The organism is Pseudomonas sp. C8002, assembly GCF_013385765.1.
In the GTDB taxonomy this organism is placed as follows: Bacteria; Pseudomonadota; Gammaproteobacteria; order Pseudomonadales; family Pseudomonadaceae; genus Aquipseudomonas.
The window spans coordinates 1-15125 of record NZ_JACAPJ010000026.1 but is presented as its reverse complement, the minus strand read 5'-3'; the positions used below and the strand labels follow the sequence as shown (position 1 = coordinate 15125).

Sequence of the window (15125 nt, the reverse complement as noted above, 5' to 3'; positions counted from 1 at the left end):
TTGTGTGTGGGCCGCCCCACCCAAAGGGGTGCCGTGGGGAACAGGGAACCTCCTCGGAAAAGGCGCGTATCTCCTAATAAAACAGGTACCCACCGATGCAAAATGTCAGCAACCTCTCCGTGCAACAGCCTGCGCCCCAATTCTTTTCCTCCCCTGCTTCCGGGGCATCGTCCCTGAGCCCCCAGCCAGCCACGCCCCCTGCCGTTGCAGCAGCGCCAGCATCAGCCGCCAGCCGCTCCGATGTGCTGAAACAGCCCATGGCCGACCGGCAGAACTGGCAGAACCTGCTGGACGCCATCAACCTCGCAGCCCCGGCCCTGCAAGACTACGACACCGCCGCCTATGTACAGTCCGTCCTGAAGCTCACACAAATGGCCATTCATCCGGACTCGTCCCATCACAACACCCTGGACATGGGGACCAGGGTCAACCAAAGCCTGGAGGCATTCCTGAATGCCAACGGGGTGCCTCTGCCAACCTCCAAGGCCGAGTTGCTCAAGCTGAAACTGGAAGCGACCGTCAGGATCGCCGCCCACCCTTTCGGTGACCTGGGCGGTGCCCTGTCCTGGCCCGCACCGCTGGACCAGAACCAGCAAACTCAGTTGCGCCTGCTTGCGATGAACCACGCCCACCACCTCGGCGATCAGCCGCAAGTCACGCAGACAAAGAGCGTCCTGGACTTTCTCGCGTACCAGAATCCCATTCCTGTGGCCGCCTTGAACGACCCGGCGAAGATCCTCGAGTTTCTTTTAAGCTCGCCCGAAGGCCAACTGATGGGCCAGGCCCTGCAGCGCGGGCTCAATGGTATCGAGACCAAGAACAGCCATTACGACTACCTGCTGGCCGCCATCAGTGCACAGATGGATCCCGAGTCAGTCCAGGCGCCTCAACGGAACAAACTGGCCGGTTTCGACGTGGCCAGTGAAGAACATTGGGGCAAGCCGGCCTCTGCCATCGTCAACGGGCTGAGCGCACACCTGTCGAGCGAGGGCAGAACGAGCCCCGAGATGGCCCAGGCGGGTGCTTACGTATTGCTGGCAAGAACAGCCCCGGAGTTCCTGATCAAAGACATCCCGGCCAGCGTGACCTATGGCAGCCCGGCCTGGGTCAACCTGGCGGTTGCGGCGGCGTCGATTGAAGCGCAGTCGCCGGGCTCGGTACCGAACATGACTTTCGCCCAAGTGATGCTCAAGGCCGAAAGCGCTGCACTCGCCGAGCCCGCCGTGACCCAAAGCGCACAGAGGGCAGCGCTGATTGATTGGGCCGTGGCCAACGGCGTTATCAGCAAACAACCCGACGATGCCTACAGCCCCGACCAGCTGGAAGCGATACGCGTCGAGTTCACTCAACAGGTGGATGAACGCATGAAGGCCTCCACCCTGCTGGAGACCGATATCCCGAGCCGCAAGGCCATTGCACTGGCCCAGCTCAAAGAGCGATTTGGCGAGGATGTGCCGTTTGAAAAAAAGGCCCTGACGGTGAAGGACACCCGCCAACAACAGTTTGGCGTACCGCTCTACGACCCTAACCGCGCACCTGCGGGCCTGCATTCGTTACTGGACATCGCCATGAGTGGCTTGGGCGATTACACCTGGGAATCCAAGGATCCAGACATCACCCAGGCACTGGAAGGCCAGTCGCTCAAGTTCGACGTAAACGCGACATTTCAAAAGCAGTTTGAAGCGTCGATCAAGTCGTTGAACGACGGGGTTGTCACCACCGTAAAGCACCTGATCGCCAGCCTGCCGCTGGAAGATCGAAAAAACATCGAGCAGGGCAACCTCACTTTTTACCAGCCCTCTGTTTATCAATTGGGCCCAAACCTGGTCACCTCGCTTTTCAAACCGATTAAAAATGAGCTGCTGATACAGGTAGAGGGTGGCACGGAACCTGTTACCTATAGGCTGGACATAAAAAACGGCAGCATCAAAAAAGTAACGCCCCAGGATTTCTCTGCGAGTACCTGGGAACTGGCGATCGAGGAAAACAGAATAAAAAAATTCGACGCTTCAGAGGCCAGTGAGCCCGAGCGCTCAGCCAGTACAGACACGAACCCACTGCCTCCCAACAGCTTTGCCACCGCCCGTACCCAGTACATCGCGGATGCATTTGTCGAAAACCTCGACCTGGGCAACGAGGATGTCGTCAAGCAAGCCAAAGGCGCCACGACGTACGACAAGCAAATGGAAACCGAGTTGAAGGTGACCCATTTCTTCCTCGACCTCATTCCCTTCAAGTCAGCGATTGCCAACTTTACCAAGGGTAATTACCTGGAGGGGGCGATTGACCTCCAGCTGGACCTGCTGGGCTTTGTCAGCCTGGGTTCGTCCAAAGCGGCACAGGCGGGCACAAAAGCCCTCAGTGCAGGCGCCAAGGCGCTGAATGTTGCCAAAAAGATCGGTGTCGCCACCATCGGCGCCTTGAACCCGGTGGGCGGCTTGGGCGATTTGCTTCTGGGAGGCGCAGGACTGATTAACCGGGGCGGCAAGTTTGTAGTCGAAAAAAGCATTAACGGGCTAAACAAACTCAAGGGGGCAGCCGGCAGCTATGACCTGTTGAAAGCCGCCGGCAAGGAACATGGCGTCGCGGCAATCGGCACCATCAAGCTGGCGGATCAAACCGTCGAAGCCTCCGCTGTATTGAACAAGGGCGAATGGTACGCGTACGACGCCCTCAAGAAACAACCCTATGGCCCACCGCTGAAGGGGTTCACGCCACAGACCGTGTCGGTCCAGGACAACGTTGAAAGCTTCTGGGAGTACTTTGTCGGAGGGCCGGCCACCACGGCGCAAAACACACCCTCCAAGCAATTATCCAACTCATTCAAGGCTACGCAGGAACACGCCAGAACAACGAGCCACGATGCGTATATGCGTGGCTATAACAACGGGGTAGTGGATGACATCCCGGGCTACTCGGGCTCCATGGATATCGCAGAGCTCATGGAACTGGCACTTAAGCCGAATCGAAGCCCCGAAGAAATCGGCGCCCTGGCACAGTCAATAGGCAAAAAGCGATCAGAAGTCGGCCTTAAAAACTATGAGTTCTACAAAGCCGAAATTGAGCGCATCCCCGGCATCAAGCTCAGGGGCATGCCCCAGAATTTCTATTTGAGCCAGGTGGACACGGTGACCGGAGGCGAATGTGGCGTGTTAGCCAACGCAATGGCCTACGCCGTGTCCGTTGGAAAACAGGACGAGTACATCGACAAGCTTTTCATTGCGGCGGCGACCAAGGAAACCAACCCAAAATCGGCGAGGTTCATCAAGGACATGAGCGAAGCCCAGGATCACTTCAGAAAGCGACCGCACTCGGCCGAAGTCGTCACGCAAAAGTCCTATCAGGCCATCATCGATGACCTGGCCAACGCGACGACGTCCAAGACACTCATCATCGCCACGCCCGTCCACGCGATGACAGCGGGAGTGATCGTGGAAGGTGGCACGCGAAAATGGTTCTATTTCGACCCCAATTTCGGATTGGTCAATTTTCCGACCGAGGACGCCATGAAGAAAGGAATGAAGGAATCGCTGGCCAACAGTAAGGCGCAGCTTATCCCGGGAGCGTTTGGGACGCCGACAAACCCGGAATATACGGTCAGCACATTCAAGGCAAGCGAGAACCAGAGCCGGGTGCATGGGTTGGTGTACGGATCCCTTTAACCGATAAAACCGGCAGCTTGAGACCATGCCAGGGGCTTGCTGGTTGTTCCAGCAAGCCCCTGGCAAGTGAGTGGCGGTGATACGCGACATTTGTAGCCGTTACCGGCACAATGTTTTGCTTATCTGGGGAACTTGCCGGGACCGACAATACTCAGGATGAAAACGGTCTTCCCATTGCCCAAGACCTGCCCCTTCCACTGTTCGGGAACCTCCACTATGTCAGCCGCCCCCTCCACCATCCTTGTAGTCGAAGACGACGCCATCGTGCGCATGTTGATCGTCGATGTCCTCGAAGAGCTGGAGTACCAAGTGCTTGAAGCGGCCGACGCCGAAGAAGCCTTGAAAATTGTTCAAGACACCGACCAGACCATCGACCTGATGATGACCGACGTCGGCCTGCCGGACATGGACGGCAAGCAACTCGCCCTCAAGGCCCGTGAAATACGCCCCGCCCTGCCCATCCTGTTCGCCAGCGGTTATGCCGAAAATATCGATTCGCCAGCCGACATGCAGGTGATCGGCAAGCCGTTCTCGATTGATCAGTTGCGTGACAAGGTCAAGTCCATACTGCCTTGACTGCCCCCCGATGCCGCCTTTCACAGGCGGCACTTGATCTCGTTGATGTCAACTGATCGATAGATCTTTGCGTTGAACCTCACGTGCCAAAAGACTTCCCGAGCAACTGAGTGCAAACTCTGCCTGACACGCAAAGGTTCAGCTAGTTGCGACTGTACGCGCCCACCGGAGCCTGCTTTTATAACAGCTGAAAACTCGACGACATCCGACTGACTCAGTAAGGACGCAACAACATGATTCGAACACCGACGCGCCTGCTGTTGGCGAGCCTCTCGATTTTCATGAGTACCGGCGCCTGGGCCGATTTCACCGCCACGCCGAGTGAAGCCCGGGCCATCGCCAAGGAAGCCTATCTTTATGGCTTCCCGGTGGTGGAGATGTACAAGACTCTCTACACCCAGGCTGTCGACAAGACCGGGGCGAACTTCAAGGCGCCGTTCAACCACATCGGGAACACCGCGCAGGCGATAACCCCTAAAGATACAGCGATCCCCACCCCCAACCCGGACACGCCCAACTCCTTTGTCTGGCTCGATCTGCGGGCCGAGCCCGTGGTGTTGACCCTGCCCAGGATCGAAGACAACCGCTACTACGCCGTGCAGTTGGTCGACCTCTATACGCAGAACTTCGGCTATCTGGGCACCCGCAGCACCGGTAACAACGGTGGCCACTACATGATTGCCGGCCCGGGCTGGAAAGGCCAGCAGCCAACCGATATCGACCGCGTCGTGTACAGCGAAAGCAACATCGCCTACGCCCTGTACCGCACTCAATTGTTCGATGAAAAGGACTTGGGCAAAGTCAGACAGATCCAGGGCGGCTATAAGGTCCAGACCCTGAGCAGCTACGTGAAGCAGCCCAAACCCATCAAGCCGCCGAAAATTGCCTGGCCCAAGCCTACGCCGAACATGAGCGACAGCGTGCATCTGTTCCGCTATCTGAACTTCATGCTGGCCTACGCAGCACCGCAGGACAGTGAGAAAGACGTGCTCGCGCGTTTTGCCAGGATCGGCGTCGAGGCGGGTAAACCGTTCGACCTCAAGGCCCTGACGGTTGAGCAACGCAAAGCGCTGGATGACGGCATCGCCGACGGCAAAGCCGAGTATGCAGCCTTCAAAAAAGACAAGATCGATACCCATCAAGTATCCAGTGCAGACCTGTTCGGCAATCGCGACCACCTTCAAAACAACTACCTGTACCGCTACGCTGGCGCCAACCTGCACCTGTTTGGCAACTCCGGCGATGAAACGGCCTACCTGCGCTACTCCGTGGACAGCGAGGGCAAACCCGCCAACGGCGCACGCCACAGCTACACCCTGCACTTCGCCAAGGACCAGTTGCCACCGACCGACGCATTCTGGTCACTGACCATGTACAACGCCAAGACCAATCTGCTGACCCCCAACCTGAAGAAGCGCTACGTGCTCACGTCGGGGATGTTGCCCAACTTCAAGCTCGACGCCGATGGCGGCCTGACGCTGTTGGTCGCGCACCACGAGCCACCGAAGGCGGAACAAAGCAACTGGCTGCCAGCACCACCCGGCCCGTTCTATGCCCTATTGCGCATTTACCTGCCCAAGCCTGAAGTGGGTAACGGGCAATGGAAGCAGCCACCGCTCACACCGATCAAATAGCACCCGCTCAAGTCGCGCACCGTTTGAGGCTTAGCCCTTTTTAAGCTTCAAAAACGATTGATGCAGGTCCGACGCCCAGCCGTCGATGACGTTTTTCACGTCATCGGCTTTCATCACCTGGGAGTCGTTTGCCAACGGTTTACCGGTGCCTTTGCGCACGACTTGGGCGACCACCTTGCCACTGGCACCGTCGAGGAATTGGGCTTCGGTGCCCAAGGTGGTTTCCTGGTCACGAATCCCGGCGCCCGTGCTGACCGTGGCGACCACCAGGGCGACAGGAATGTACTCATAGGGCTTGAGACTTTCGGTCTTGCTGCTGACGGCAGTGATCGCCGCGCGCACCACGATCACGCCCGGGCCTGGTCCGTCGGCCAGCGGCAAGGACTTTTCCAGTTCGCGCTTGAGCGCCTGGCTGTAGTAGGTGCTGATGCCCTGCAAGGTGCTTTCAGGGATCTTGGTGCTGGCTTGCGGCTTGGGGTAGAACTGGGTGGGCTCGATGTACACCGCGTTATAGCGGCTCAGACTCAGGTTGGGGTCCACCCAACGCATCACCTGCGCGCCCGATGGCGACTTGGCTTCCTTGAGGTTGCTGTAGTCGGAGAGAAACCCGGAGTATTCGTCCGGCTGCGTCACCTTGCTGGAACACCCCATCACCCCGATCGTGGCAATACACACGGTGCTGATCATTATTCCCAGTTTCATCGCGAGACTCCTTGGCTGACGTTGAGGAAGCGTTGAGCATTAGGTATAGCTGATGCTGGAGCTGCGGCAATGGAGCAAACCCGCTAGGGGCGGCCTGTATTAACAGTCTTTGACAGTTTCCCGACAAAGCTCACAAAGACTCATCGACGGCCCGCCCCTAGCATTCGAGCATCCAAACCACCCCTCGGGTGCTCATCATGTTTCGCACATTGCGCAGTATTCCGCTGCTGGGTTGCCTGCTGGGCAGCCTCGGCTGCCACGGCCAGCCGCCGGCCCCGCCGCCCATTCCCAAGGGCGACTACAGCGCAATCATCCGCTACCTGCAAAAACGCATTCCCAGCGAAATGGCCAGGCAAAACATACCCGGCCTGTCCATCGCCCTGGTCAACGGCCAGGAACTGATCTGGGCCCAGGGCTTTGGCCTGGCCGACAAGGCCCTGGGCAAACCCGTCACCCCCAACACCGCGTTCCGCGCCGGCGCCCTCTCCAAACTGCTGACCGCCACCGCCGCCCTGCAACTGGTGGAGCAACAGCGCCTGGCCCTCGACGCCCCGATCCAGGACACGCTGCGGGAGTTCTACGTACGCTCGCGCTTTCATTCCGACCAGGCTGCCGCCGACCGCGACATCACCCTGCGCCGCCTGCTCAGCCACCAGTCCGGTCTGCCCAGCGAACACCTGCGGGACGTGCGCAACACCTTCGCCATGGGCCAGATGCCGATGCGTATTTCAGGGGTTTGGCTGAGCACGCCACCGGGGACCCAGGTGGCCTATTCCAACCTCGGCTACGCCCTGATCGGCGCCGCCATCGAACGCAGCAGTCGGCAGGATTTCGAAACCCGACTGCAAAGCAGCCTGCTCAAGCCCCTGGAGATGAACCAGTCGAGCTTCGTCGGCACCGGCGCGCAACCGGGCTTTCGCGCCAGGGGTTATGCAGACGGCACCGTCAGCGCCGACGCCCAGGTGCGCGACCTTGCGGCCGGTGGCTTGTGGAGCAGCCCCAAGGACCTCAGCCACTACGTGCGCATGCTCTTCGCCCGGGGCCTCTATAAAGACAGACAGGTACTGGGCAGCCAGTCGATTGACGAGATGTTCAGCCAGCAAAACACCGGCAACGCCCTGGACTTCGACTGCCAGATGGGCCTGGGGTGGTTTCTCGCCCCTTGCGGCGATGAGCCGGTGGGCCCCGGCATTCGCACCTTCCAGCACAGCGGTGGCGGAGATGATTTCGCGGCGCAACTGACGATGCTGCCGGACCAGCAACTGGCCGTGATCGTGATGGCCAACGACAGCAACGCCGAAGAGATGGTGGTGTCCCTGACCACCGACACCCTGCGCCTGATGCTCCAGGCCCAGACCGGCGACCCGGTGTGTGCCGACAACTGCCAGGCGCCCGCCCACGGCCTGAAAATCCGCCAGGTGCCCGCCGCGATCGACCGCAGGCGCCTGGCGGGTTTCTACGCCACGGCCTGGGGTGTCTTCCGTATCAAGGACGAAAACGGCCAGCTGTATGGCGAGTTGGCCGACACCCGTTTCGAACTGCTGCGCGACGGCCAGGGCTGGCTGCGGGCACAACAGAAATTCCTCGGCTTCTGGCTCAAGGACCTCGGCGAACTGGGCCGTGTGCAGCTGGATGTGGTAACGGTGCAAGGGCGCCAGATGCTCACCGCCCGCAGCCACGGCCAACGCGTCCCGGTGGGCGAACGCATCGAACAGACCCCGCTGAGCAATGCCTGGGCCGACACCATCGGCACCTATCAAGTGCTCAACACCCATGAGCCCGACGCGCCCCTGAGCGGCATCAGCGTGCGCCTGGAAAACGGCTTCCTGGTGATCCGCGGCCAACTGCACGACGAGCCGCTGACCGACTACATCCTGCTGCCCGTGGACAACGCCCACGCGGTGCTGGCCGGCAACGGCTATGGCCTGGGCGATACCGTGAGTCGCCAGGTCAACGGCCTGAGCGCCTCCGGCTACCACTTCAAACGTACCGATTCTCCCCACAACCCCTTGAGTCTCTGACCTCACATGAAGACCATCATGCGTTCAAAACACCTGTGCCTGTCCCTGACGTCGCTGTGCCTGCTGGCCAGCGCCGACACCCTGCTGGCCGACGACTGGGAATACACCCTCAAGGCCGGCGTGGCCAACCTGCCCCGCTACAGCGGCAGCGACGAGCGAGTCACCGCGCCGGTGCTGGGGGCGGCCATCGTCAGCCCGTGGGGGATTTTCCTCGACACCGACAAGGGCCTGGGCTGGGGTTATGACGGCGGCGGTGCGAGCTTCAGCGCCTACGTCGGCGCCAGCGGCTCACGCAAGGACGAAAGCAAGACCGGGCGCCCGGGCTCGAAGAAACTCAAGGGTATGGGCGAGATCAAGACTCGCGCCCAGGTGGGTGTCAGTGGCAGCTATAACCTGGGCGGGGTGATTCTCGGCGCAACCCTGGAGCATGCGCTTGAGGAAGATGATCACAAGGATTCCGGCAAGGCGTTCACCCACCTGGAACTGAGCCTGGGCACCAATCTGTACGACGGCGACTACGGTTCGCTGGATGCCAGCCTCAGCAGCCATTTTGGCGACAGCAACTACCTGCAGACCTGGTACGGCGTCACCACCGGCCAGGCCGCACAGAGTCGCTTCAAGGCCTACAAGGCCAGCGGCGGCAACATCAGCAACGGGATGAATCTGGTGTGGAGCTTGCCGATCAGCGAACACACACAGTTTTCGACGCTGCTGGATGTGCAGTACCTGGCAGACAAGGCCGGGCAAAGCCCGATTGTGGAGAGACGCTTGCAGACGTCGGTGATGGGGATGGTCGAGTACACGTTCTAACTTTGGTAACCCAATCAAAATGTGGGAGCGGGCTTGCTCGCGAAGACGGTGTTTCAGTCAATGTATCCGACGACTGATTCACCGCCTTCGCGAGCAAGCCCGCTCCCACATTTGATCTCCATGGCTCCTGGATGATTACTCGGCATACGCCCAGGTCATCCGGAACGATGCCCCGCCCCACTCCGAATCCAGCACTTCAACCTGCCCGCCATGCCATTGGCACACCCGCCGCACCAGCGCCAGGCCGAGGCCGAAGCCACCGGTGCGGCGGTCACGGCTGGCGTCCAGGCGCAGGAACGGCTCGAAAATCTTCCCTCGCCCTTCCACCGGCACACCGGGCCCATCGTCATTGACCCGTACTTCATAGCCGGTGCCAAACTTCACCAGCGACACTTCCACGCGCCGGTCGGCATAGCGAATTGCATTGCGCAACAGGTTGATCACCGCCCGTGCCATAAAGCGCGGCTCGATACGGATGTAATCGACTTCACAGGTGCGCAGCAGCAACTGCACGCCTGCCGCCTCGGCCTCCAGGGCAACGCTGCCGAGCACACTGTCGAGCCAGCTGTGGGCCTCGATGCTTTCCCGGGTGATCTGCGTGGCGCCGCGTTCCAGGCTGGCGTAGGTCAACAGTTCCGAGACCATTTCTTCCAGCTCGCCAAGGTCGGCATACATGTCGGCGATCAGTGCGCGGCTCTCCCGTGGATCGGCCTGTTGCTTGAGCTGGTCGAGCTCAAACGACAGCCGCGCAATCGGCGTACGCAGCTCGTGAGACACGGCGTTGGTCAACTCGCGCTGGTTGGCGATCAGGCTTTCAATGCGCTCGGCCATCTGGTTGAAGTGCCCCGCCAGCTCGCGCACGGTAGAACGGCGCGGCAGCAGGATGCGCGAGCCGAGATCGTTGTCACCGAAACGTTGCGCGGCCAGGCGGATATGCTCCAGGTCACGCCAATGGGGCCGAACCCAGAAGTACAGGACAATCGCCAGGCACAGGCCGAGAAAGCCATAGGCCCACATGTACAGCCACTTAGGCTCTTCCGGCAGTTTGATTTCCAGCAGTTGGTGGCCGCCGTCGATGTTGGAGATGAACTCCATGAAATCCCCACGCACCACCAACTCGCCACTGGCCAGCAGTTGCTGTTCACGCTCGGTGAGTTTCAGCCTGTCCCGCTGCACCAGCGCCAGGCGCAGCCCATAGTGCGGTTGCAACTCGGCCAGGCGGGCGGCGCGCGCTTCCCCCGTCACCGGCCGCAATTGTTCCACCACCCCATACGCCGGGCCGCGCAGGGCCTCGCGGTTGTAGGTTTCGTTGGCTTCCGGCAACAGCTCATCGAAGGTGTAGTTCACCAGCCAGATCGCCCCGGCCAAGCCAATGGCCAGGATGATATACAGACGCAGAAACAGCCTTAACATCTAGACCTCCCAGGCGAACGGATTGAACAGGTAGCCCTTGCCCCAGATGGTCTTGATGCACACCGGTTCCCGGGGGTTGTCATTGAGCTTGCCGCGCAGCTTGCTGATGTACACGTCGACGCTGCGGTTGAGCCCGTCAAAGGCAATACCGCGCATGCGGTTGAGAATGTCATCGCGGGAGAGGATTTTCCCGGCGGCGCTGGCCAGCAACCACAGCAGTTCGAATTCCATGGTGGTCAGGTCGATCTTCTCCCCGCCCAGGCTCACCACCCGGCAACTGCGGTCGATGGCCAGGCGGCCGAACTCAAGGGCGCCGCGCACCGTGGGTTCCGGCGCCTGGCGACGTTGCAGGGCGCGCAGGCGAGCCAACAGCACAGGCGGCTTGATCGGCTTGATCACATAATCATCGGCGCCGGACTCCAGGCCGAGGATGTGGTCGAGGTCGTCTTCCTTGGCGGTGAGGATCACGATGGGTGTGTCGGACACGTTGCGAATTTCACGGCACACATGCAGGCCGCTCTGGCCGGGCAGCATCAGGTCGAGCACGACGATCTTCGGCTTGAACTCCAGGAACGCCGCCAGCGCCAGGTCGCCGCGGTGCACGGCCAGCACCTCGAAGCCATGCTGGGACAGGAAATGGGCGATCAGCCCTGCCAGCTTCTCATCGTCCTCCACGAGCAAGACCTTGCCGAGACCCAAGTTATCCATAAATTTCCAGTGCACGCGCGGATTGAAGTGTGCGCATTATAGGTGGCAAGCCGGCAGACTAAAGCAGCTGGCCATCACTGGCCGACGAAGCTTCATGCTTTTAAGAGTTTTTAACAGTTTCACCGCAGTCTTTAACTCGGTACCGTCCGCCAGATGCGCCCCACACGCTTTTCGGAAGTGTCGCTGATGACAACACCACAAACACAAGAGAATCATGGCCCTCTACCTACATAGCGGGAGAAAACCATGTTCGTTCGTCACAAATCAGACATAGAAAACACCGCGCACTTTGTCGAATGGGGCGCTGGCACCAGCCATCGGTTGCTGACGGAAAAGGACGGGATGGGTTATACCGTCTGCCACACCGTCGTGCGTGCCGGCACCGAGTCACTGCTGCAATACCGTAATCACCTGGAGGCTTGCTACTGCATCGCCGGTGAGGGTGAAGTCGAAGATATGGACGGTAACGTCTACCCGATCCGCCCCGGTGATATTTATGCGCTGGACCAACACGACTGCCATTATCTAAGAGGCGGAAAGGAGCAGGACCTGGTGCTGGTCAGCGTATTCAACCCGCCGCTCAAGGGCGACGAGCGCCACAATCTCACGGATAAATCCGGCTCCGGCTACTGACGACAATTTGACTCACGGACACGAGCACACCATGCGCAAGGATTACCTGGCTTTCTTCATTTCGTTGTTTCTGTCACGCCTGGCCGACCAGATTCTGTTGTTCATCGTGCCGCTGATCGTGTTCCAGACCACCAACAGCGTGTCCTGGGCGGGCCTGGCGTTTTTTGTCGAATCCTTGCCGCGGTACCTGTCGTTCCCGGTGTGCGGGGCGTTGTGCGACAAATATCCCGCCGTGCGCGTCCTGCATATCAGCCAGGTGTACCGGGCGCTGGCGTGTGTGGCGGCGGTGCTGCTGTATGGAATGTTCGACGGGATTTACTGGATTGTCATGCTTTCGGCGCTGTGCGGCGTGTTGACCACCCAGGGCATCATGGCCCGGGAAGTGCTGCTGCCGCATATCTTCAAGCATTACACCTACGCCAAGACCTTGTCCTACTCGCAGATTGCCGACCAGACCGGGCTGGTGCTGGGCCCGCTGGTGGCCGCGCTGATGTTGGGCGTCTGGGCCTGGCACTGGGTCGTGCTGGGAGTTGCAGGGCTGTTCCTGCTGGCGGACCTGGCGATGCGCATCTGGCAACGCCACACCACGGTCAATCTTGAAACCTTCGAGCAGCACAACGACATCTGGCTGCAGCCGTTGCGCGTTGCCTTCGGGCATATCCGCGACCTGCCGGAGCTGAAAAGGATTATCGCCCTGGCGGTGGGTGTGAACCTGATCATCGGCGTCACCCTCGCCACTTCCGCCGCGATGGTCATTGGCCAATACGCCGCCGGCAAGGACACCTACGCCGGGTTGCAGGCGGCCGGCGCGCTGGTGACCATCGCCATCCTGTTTTTCCTGGCGCGCGCTTCCCTGCCGCTCAAGGTGCTGGGCGGTTTGTCGTATTCGATGATTGCCGTGGGAGCGTTGATCACGGCCATCAGCCCGAATGTGTGGGCTTATGCCGTGGGTTTCCTGCTGCTGACCGGTTTCGACAAGATGTTCAACGTGTACATCCGCAGCGTCCGACAACGGGTAATCCCGGCCCGGGACTTTGGCAAGACGGTGGGCGTGCTGACCTTGCTCAACAACCTCTCGCAGCCGCTGGCCGGGTTGCTGATCGCACTGCTGGCGGCGCCGCTGGGGACGCAGGCGGTGATCCTGATACTCGCCGGGATCACCGCGTTGCTCGGTGCAGCGGTTGTGTCAGGCTGGCACGCCGCTGTGAAAGCGGAACTCGACGTCCGGTGACTCGATCAGTTCCTGCTCGGCGGCGCGTACACGGTCGATGACCTGGGCGATGTCCTTGGCGTCGCCGTACTGGTAAGCCAGTTTCAGGTAACCCTGGAAATGCCGGGCCTCGCTTTTAAGCAGGCCGAAATAGAACTTGCCGAGTTCTTCGTCCAAATGCGGCACCAGTGCTTCGAAACGCTCGCAACTGCGGGCTTCGATAAACGCGCCGACCACCAGGGTATCCACCAGTTTGACCGGTTCATGGCTGCGCACCACCTTGCGCAAACCCGAAGCGTAGCGGCCGGCGGACAGCTGGCGCAGCTCGATCTTGCGCTTCTTCATCAGGCGCATGACTTGCTCGTGGTGCACCAGTTCTTCCCGGGCCAGGCGTGACATCAGGTTGATCAGGTCGACGTGGGAATGGTACTTGGCGATCAGGCTCAAGGCGGTGCTGGCGGCCTTGAATTCACAGTTCTTGTGGTCGATCAGCAGGGTTTCCTGGTCGGCCAACGCGGCCTGGACCCAGCCGTCGGGGGTGCGGCAACCGAGGAATTCGTGGATTTCTGGCAGGTTCATCGGGCTCACGGGCAAAGATTCACAAAAGGCCGGCGATTATACCGACCGCGCCGCAGACCGCCAGCTACCGGGCTTGATGTGCATCAACATGACGTGTGCCGGGCAGCAACTATAGTTGTTCCACGCCCACCCTTTTTTGGAGAACCCGACCATGCAAGCCATACGCAGCATCCTGGTGGTCATCGAGCCTGAGCATTCGGAAAGCCTGGCCCTCAAGCGCGCCAAGCTGATTGCCGGCGTCACCGGGGCACATTTGCATTTGTTGGTGTGTGACAAGCGGCATGAGCATTCGGCGATGTTGAGCCTGCTGAAGGCCGGTTTGCAGGAGGATGGCTACAGCGTCACCACCGAACAGGCGTGGAATGACAGCCTGCATGAAACCATCATCGACGTGCAGCAGGCAGAGGGGTGTGGGTTGGTGGTCAAGCAGCATTTCGCTGACAGCCCGCTGAAAAAGGCGCTGTTGACGCCTGCCGACTGGAAGTTGATGCGCTACTGCCCGACTCCGGTGCTGCTGGTGAAGACGTCCAGGCCTTGGGCTGGCGGGGTGATTCTGGCGGCGATTGATGTGGGGAACTCTGATGCGGAGCACCAGGCGCTGCATAACTCGATCATTGATCATGGTTTTGATATCGCGAGTTTGGCGAAGGCGCAGTTGCATGTGATCAGTGCGCATCCGTCGCCGATGCTGTCGGCGGCGGATCCGGTATTTCAGCTCAAGGAGACGATCGAGGCACGCTATCGTGAGCAGTGCAAGGCGTTCCAGGCGGAGTTTGATATTGACGACACTCATCTGCATATCGAGGAAGGGCCGGCGGATGTGTTGATTCCTCACGCGGCGCACAAGTGGCAGGCGGCGGTGACCATCATTGGTACGGTGGCGCGCACCGGGATTTCCGGGGCGTTGATCGGGAATACGGCGGAGGTAGTGCTGGATGCGGTGGACAGTGATGTGTTGGTGCTTAAGCCGCAGGAGTTGATGGATCATCTGGAAGAGCTGGCTAATGGGTGATGCTTCTTTTTGGGGGCATATCCGTTTTTGGGTGATGGCTTGTATTGGTTCCGCTCTTACAGCGGGTCACTTTTGAAAGGAGCCCAAAAGTAACCAAAAGGCTCTTGCCCCACCACTCGGCACCTCGCCTAGGCTCGGTGTACCCTCACTCCGGCTTTGGACCGT

Annotated in this window: 12 protein-coding genes; 8 read left to right on the top strand and 4 right to left on the bottom strand. The window is 60.1% G+C overall.

Translation table 11 applies throughout. From position 1 onward, the window contains the following. Nucleotides 1-95: 95 nt before the first annotated feature. The 3 genes from HX814_RS25155 (at nucleotide 96) to HX814_RS25145 (ending at nucleotide 5872) form a co-directional block, all read left to right on the top strand. Complete coding sequence (locus tag HX814_RS25155; protein ID WP_256344040.1) at nucleotides 96-3662, top strand: hypothetical protein; 3567 nt, start codon at nucleotides 96-98, stop codon at nucleotides 3660-3662. Nucleotides 3663-3878: 216 nt separating this feature from the next. Then, nucleotides 3879-4238, top strand: a complete 360-nt coding sequence (locus HX814_RS25150) for a response regulator (protein ID WP_003217574.1) — start codon at nucleotides 3879-3881, stop codon at nucleotides 4236-4238. Between the two features lie 233 nt (nucleotides 4239-4471). After that, nucleotides 4472-5872: a DUF1254 domain-containing protein gene (locus tag HX814_RS25145; RefSeq protein ID WP_003217572.1), complete on the top strand. Its 1401-nt coding sequence runs from the start codon at nucleotides 4472-4474 to the stop codon at nucleotides 5870-5872. Between the two features lie 30 nt (nucleotides 5873-5902). Here HX814_RS25145 and HX814_RS25140 read toward each other — a convergent pair whose 3' ends face one another. Next, complete coding sequence (locus HX814_RS25140; RefSeq protein WP_177009509.1) at nucleotides 5903-6574, bottom strand: DUF3313 domain-containing protein; 672 nt, start codon at nucleotides 6572-6574, stop codon at nucleotides 5903-5905. A gap of 197 nt (nucleotides 6575-6771) precedes the next feature. Between HX814_RS25140 and HX814_RS25135 the strand changes: the two genes are divergently transcribed. Beyond that, complete coding sequence (locus tag HX814_RS25135) at nucleotides 6772-8595, top strand: serine hydrolase (protein WP_177009508.1); 1824 nt, start codon at nucleotides 6772-6774, stop codon at nucleotides 8593-8595. A gap of 6 nt (nucleotides 8596-8601) precedes the next feature. Next, on the top strand, nucleotides 8602-9405 hold the full coding sequence (locus tag HX814_RS25130; protein ID WP_087693017.1) for a MipA/OmpV family protein: 804 nt from the start codon (nucleotides 8602-8604) through the stop codon (nucleotides 9403-9405). Nucleotides 9406-9540: 135 nt separating this feature from the next. On the opposite strand, the gene HX814_RS25125 is transcribed toward HX814_RS25130, so the two are convergent. Continuing rightward, nucleotides 9541-10818 carry an ATP-binding protein gene (locus HX814_RS25125; protein WP_177009507.1) on the bottom strand — a complete coding sequence of 426 codons (1278 nt, stop codon included), beginning with the start codon at nucleotides 10816-10818 and terminating at the stop codon, nucleotides 9541-9543. Continuing rightward, a complete protein-coding gene (locus tag HX814_RS25120; protein ID WP_003217561.1) occupies nucleotides 10819-11526 on the bottom strand; it encodes a winged helix-turn-helix domain-containing protein in 708 nt (235 codons plus the stop codon). A 246-nt stretch (nucleotides 11527-11772) separates the two neighbouring features. Here HX814_RS25120 and HX814_RS25115 point away from each other — a divergent pair, with 246 nt between their 5' ends. Together HX814_RS25115 and HX814_RS25110 are read left to right on the top strand one after the other, a co-directional pair. Further along, nucleotides 11773-12159 (top strand): ectoine synthase, encoded by a 387-nt coding sequence (locus HX814_RS25115; protein ID WP_003217559.1) that lies wholly within the window; start codon nucleotides 11773-11775, stop codon nucleotides 12157-12159. 31 nt (nucleotides 12160-12190) lie between these two features. Beyond that, nucleotides 12191-13390: an MFS transporter gene (locus HX814_RS25110; protein ID WP_177009506.1), complete on the top strand. Its 1200-nt coding sequence runs from the start codon at nucleotides 12191-12193 to the stop codon at nucleotides 13388-13390. Here the strand turns inward: HX814_RS25110 and HX814_RS25105 are convergent. Further along, nucleotides 13346-13948, bottom strand: a complete 603-nt coding sequence (locus HX814_RS25105; RefSeq protein WP_008431008.1) for a tRNA-(ms[2]io[6]A)-hydroxylase — start codon at nucleotides 13946-13948, stop codon at nucleotides 13346-13348. The two genes, HX814_RS25110 and HX814_RS25105, sit on opposite strands and share 45 nt — an antisense overlap. Nucleotides 13949-14099: 151 nt before the next feature. Here HX814_RS25105 and HX814_RS25100 point away from each other — a divergent pair, with 151 nt between their 5' ends. Then, entirely contained in the window at nucleotides 14100-14960 is an 861-nt protein-coding gene (locus tag HX814_RS25100) for a universal stress protein (protein ID WP_177009505.1), read from the top strand. The last annotated feature ends 165 nt before the right edge of the window (nucleotides 14961-15125 follow it).

Coding starts and splice junctions, on each gene's coding strand:
- HX814_RS25155 (WP_256344040.1), top strand. CDS start 96: ATGCAAAATGTCAGCAACCTCTCCGTGCAACAGCCTGCGCCCCAATTC.
- HX814_RS25150 (WP_003217574.1), top strand. CDS start 3,879: ATGTCAGCCGCCCCCTCCACCATCCTTGTAGTCGAAGACGACGCCATC.
- HX814_RS25145 (WP_003217572.1), top strand. CDS start 4,472: ATGATTCGAACACCGACGCGCCTGCTGTTGGCGAGCCTCTCGATTTTC.
- HX814_RS25140 (WP_177009509.1), bottom strand. CDS start 6,574: ATGAAACTGGGAATAATGATCAGCACCGTGTGTATTGCCACGATCGGG.
- HX814_RS25135 (WP_177009508.1), top strand. CDS start 6,772: ATGTTTCGCACATTGCGCAGTATTCCGCTGCTGGGTTGCCTGCTGGGC.
- HX814_RS25130 (WP_087693017.1), top strand. CDS start 8,602: ATGAAGACCATCATGCGTTCAAAACACCTGTGCCTGTCCCTGACGTCG.
- HX814_RS25125 (WP_177009507.1), bottom strand. CDS start 10,818: ATGTTAAGGCTGTTTCTGCGTCTGTATATCATCCTGGCCATTGGCTTG.
- HX814_RS25120 (WP_003217561.1), bottom strand. CDS start 11,526: ATGGATAACTTGGGTCTCGGCAAGGTCTTGCTCGTGGAGGACGATGAG.
- HX814_RS25115 (WP_003217559.1), top strand. CDS start 11,773: ATGTTCGTTCGTCACAAATCAGACATAGAAAACACCGCGCACTTTGTC.
- HX814_RS25110 (WP_177009506.1), top strand. CDS start 12,191: ATGCGCAAGGATTACCTGGCTTTCTTCATTTCGTTGTTTCTGTCACGC.
- HX814_RS25105 (WP_008431008.1), bottom strand. CDS start 13,948: ATGAACCTGCCAGAAATCCACGAATTCCTCGGTTGCCGCACCCCCGAC.
- HX814_RS25100 (WP_177009505.1), top strand. CDS start 14,100: ATGCAAGCCATACGCAGCATCCTGGTGGTCATCGAGCCTGAGCATTCG.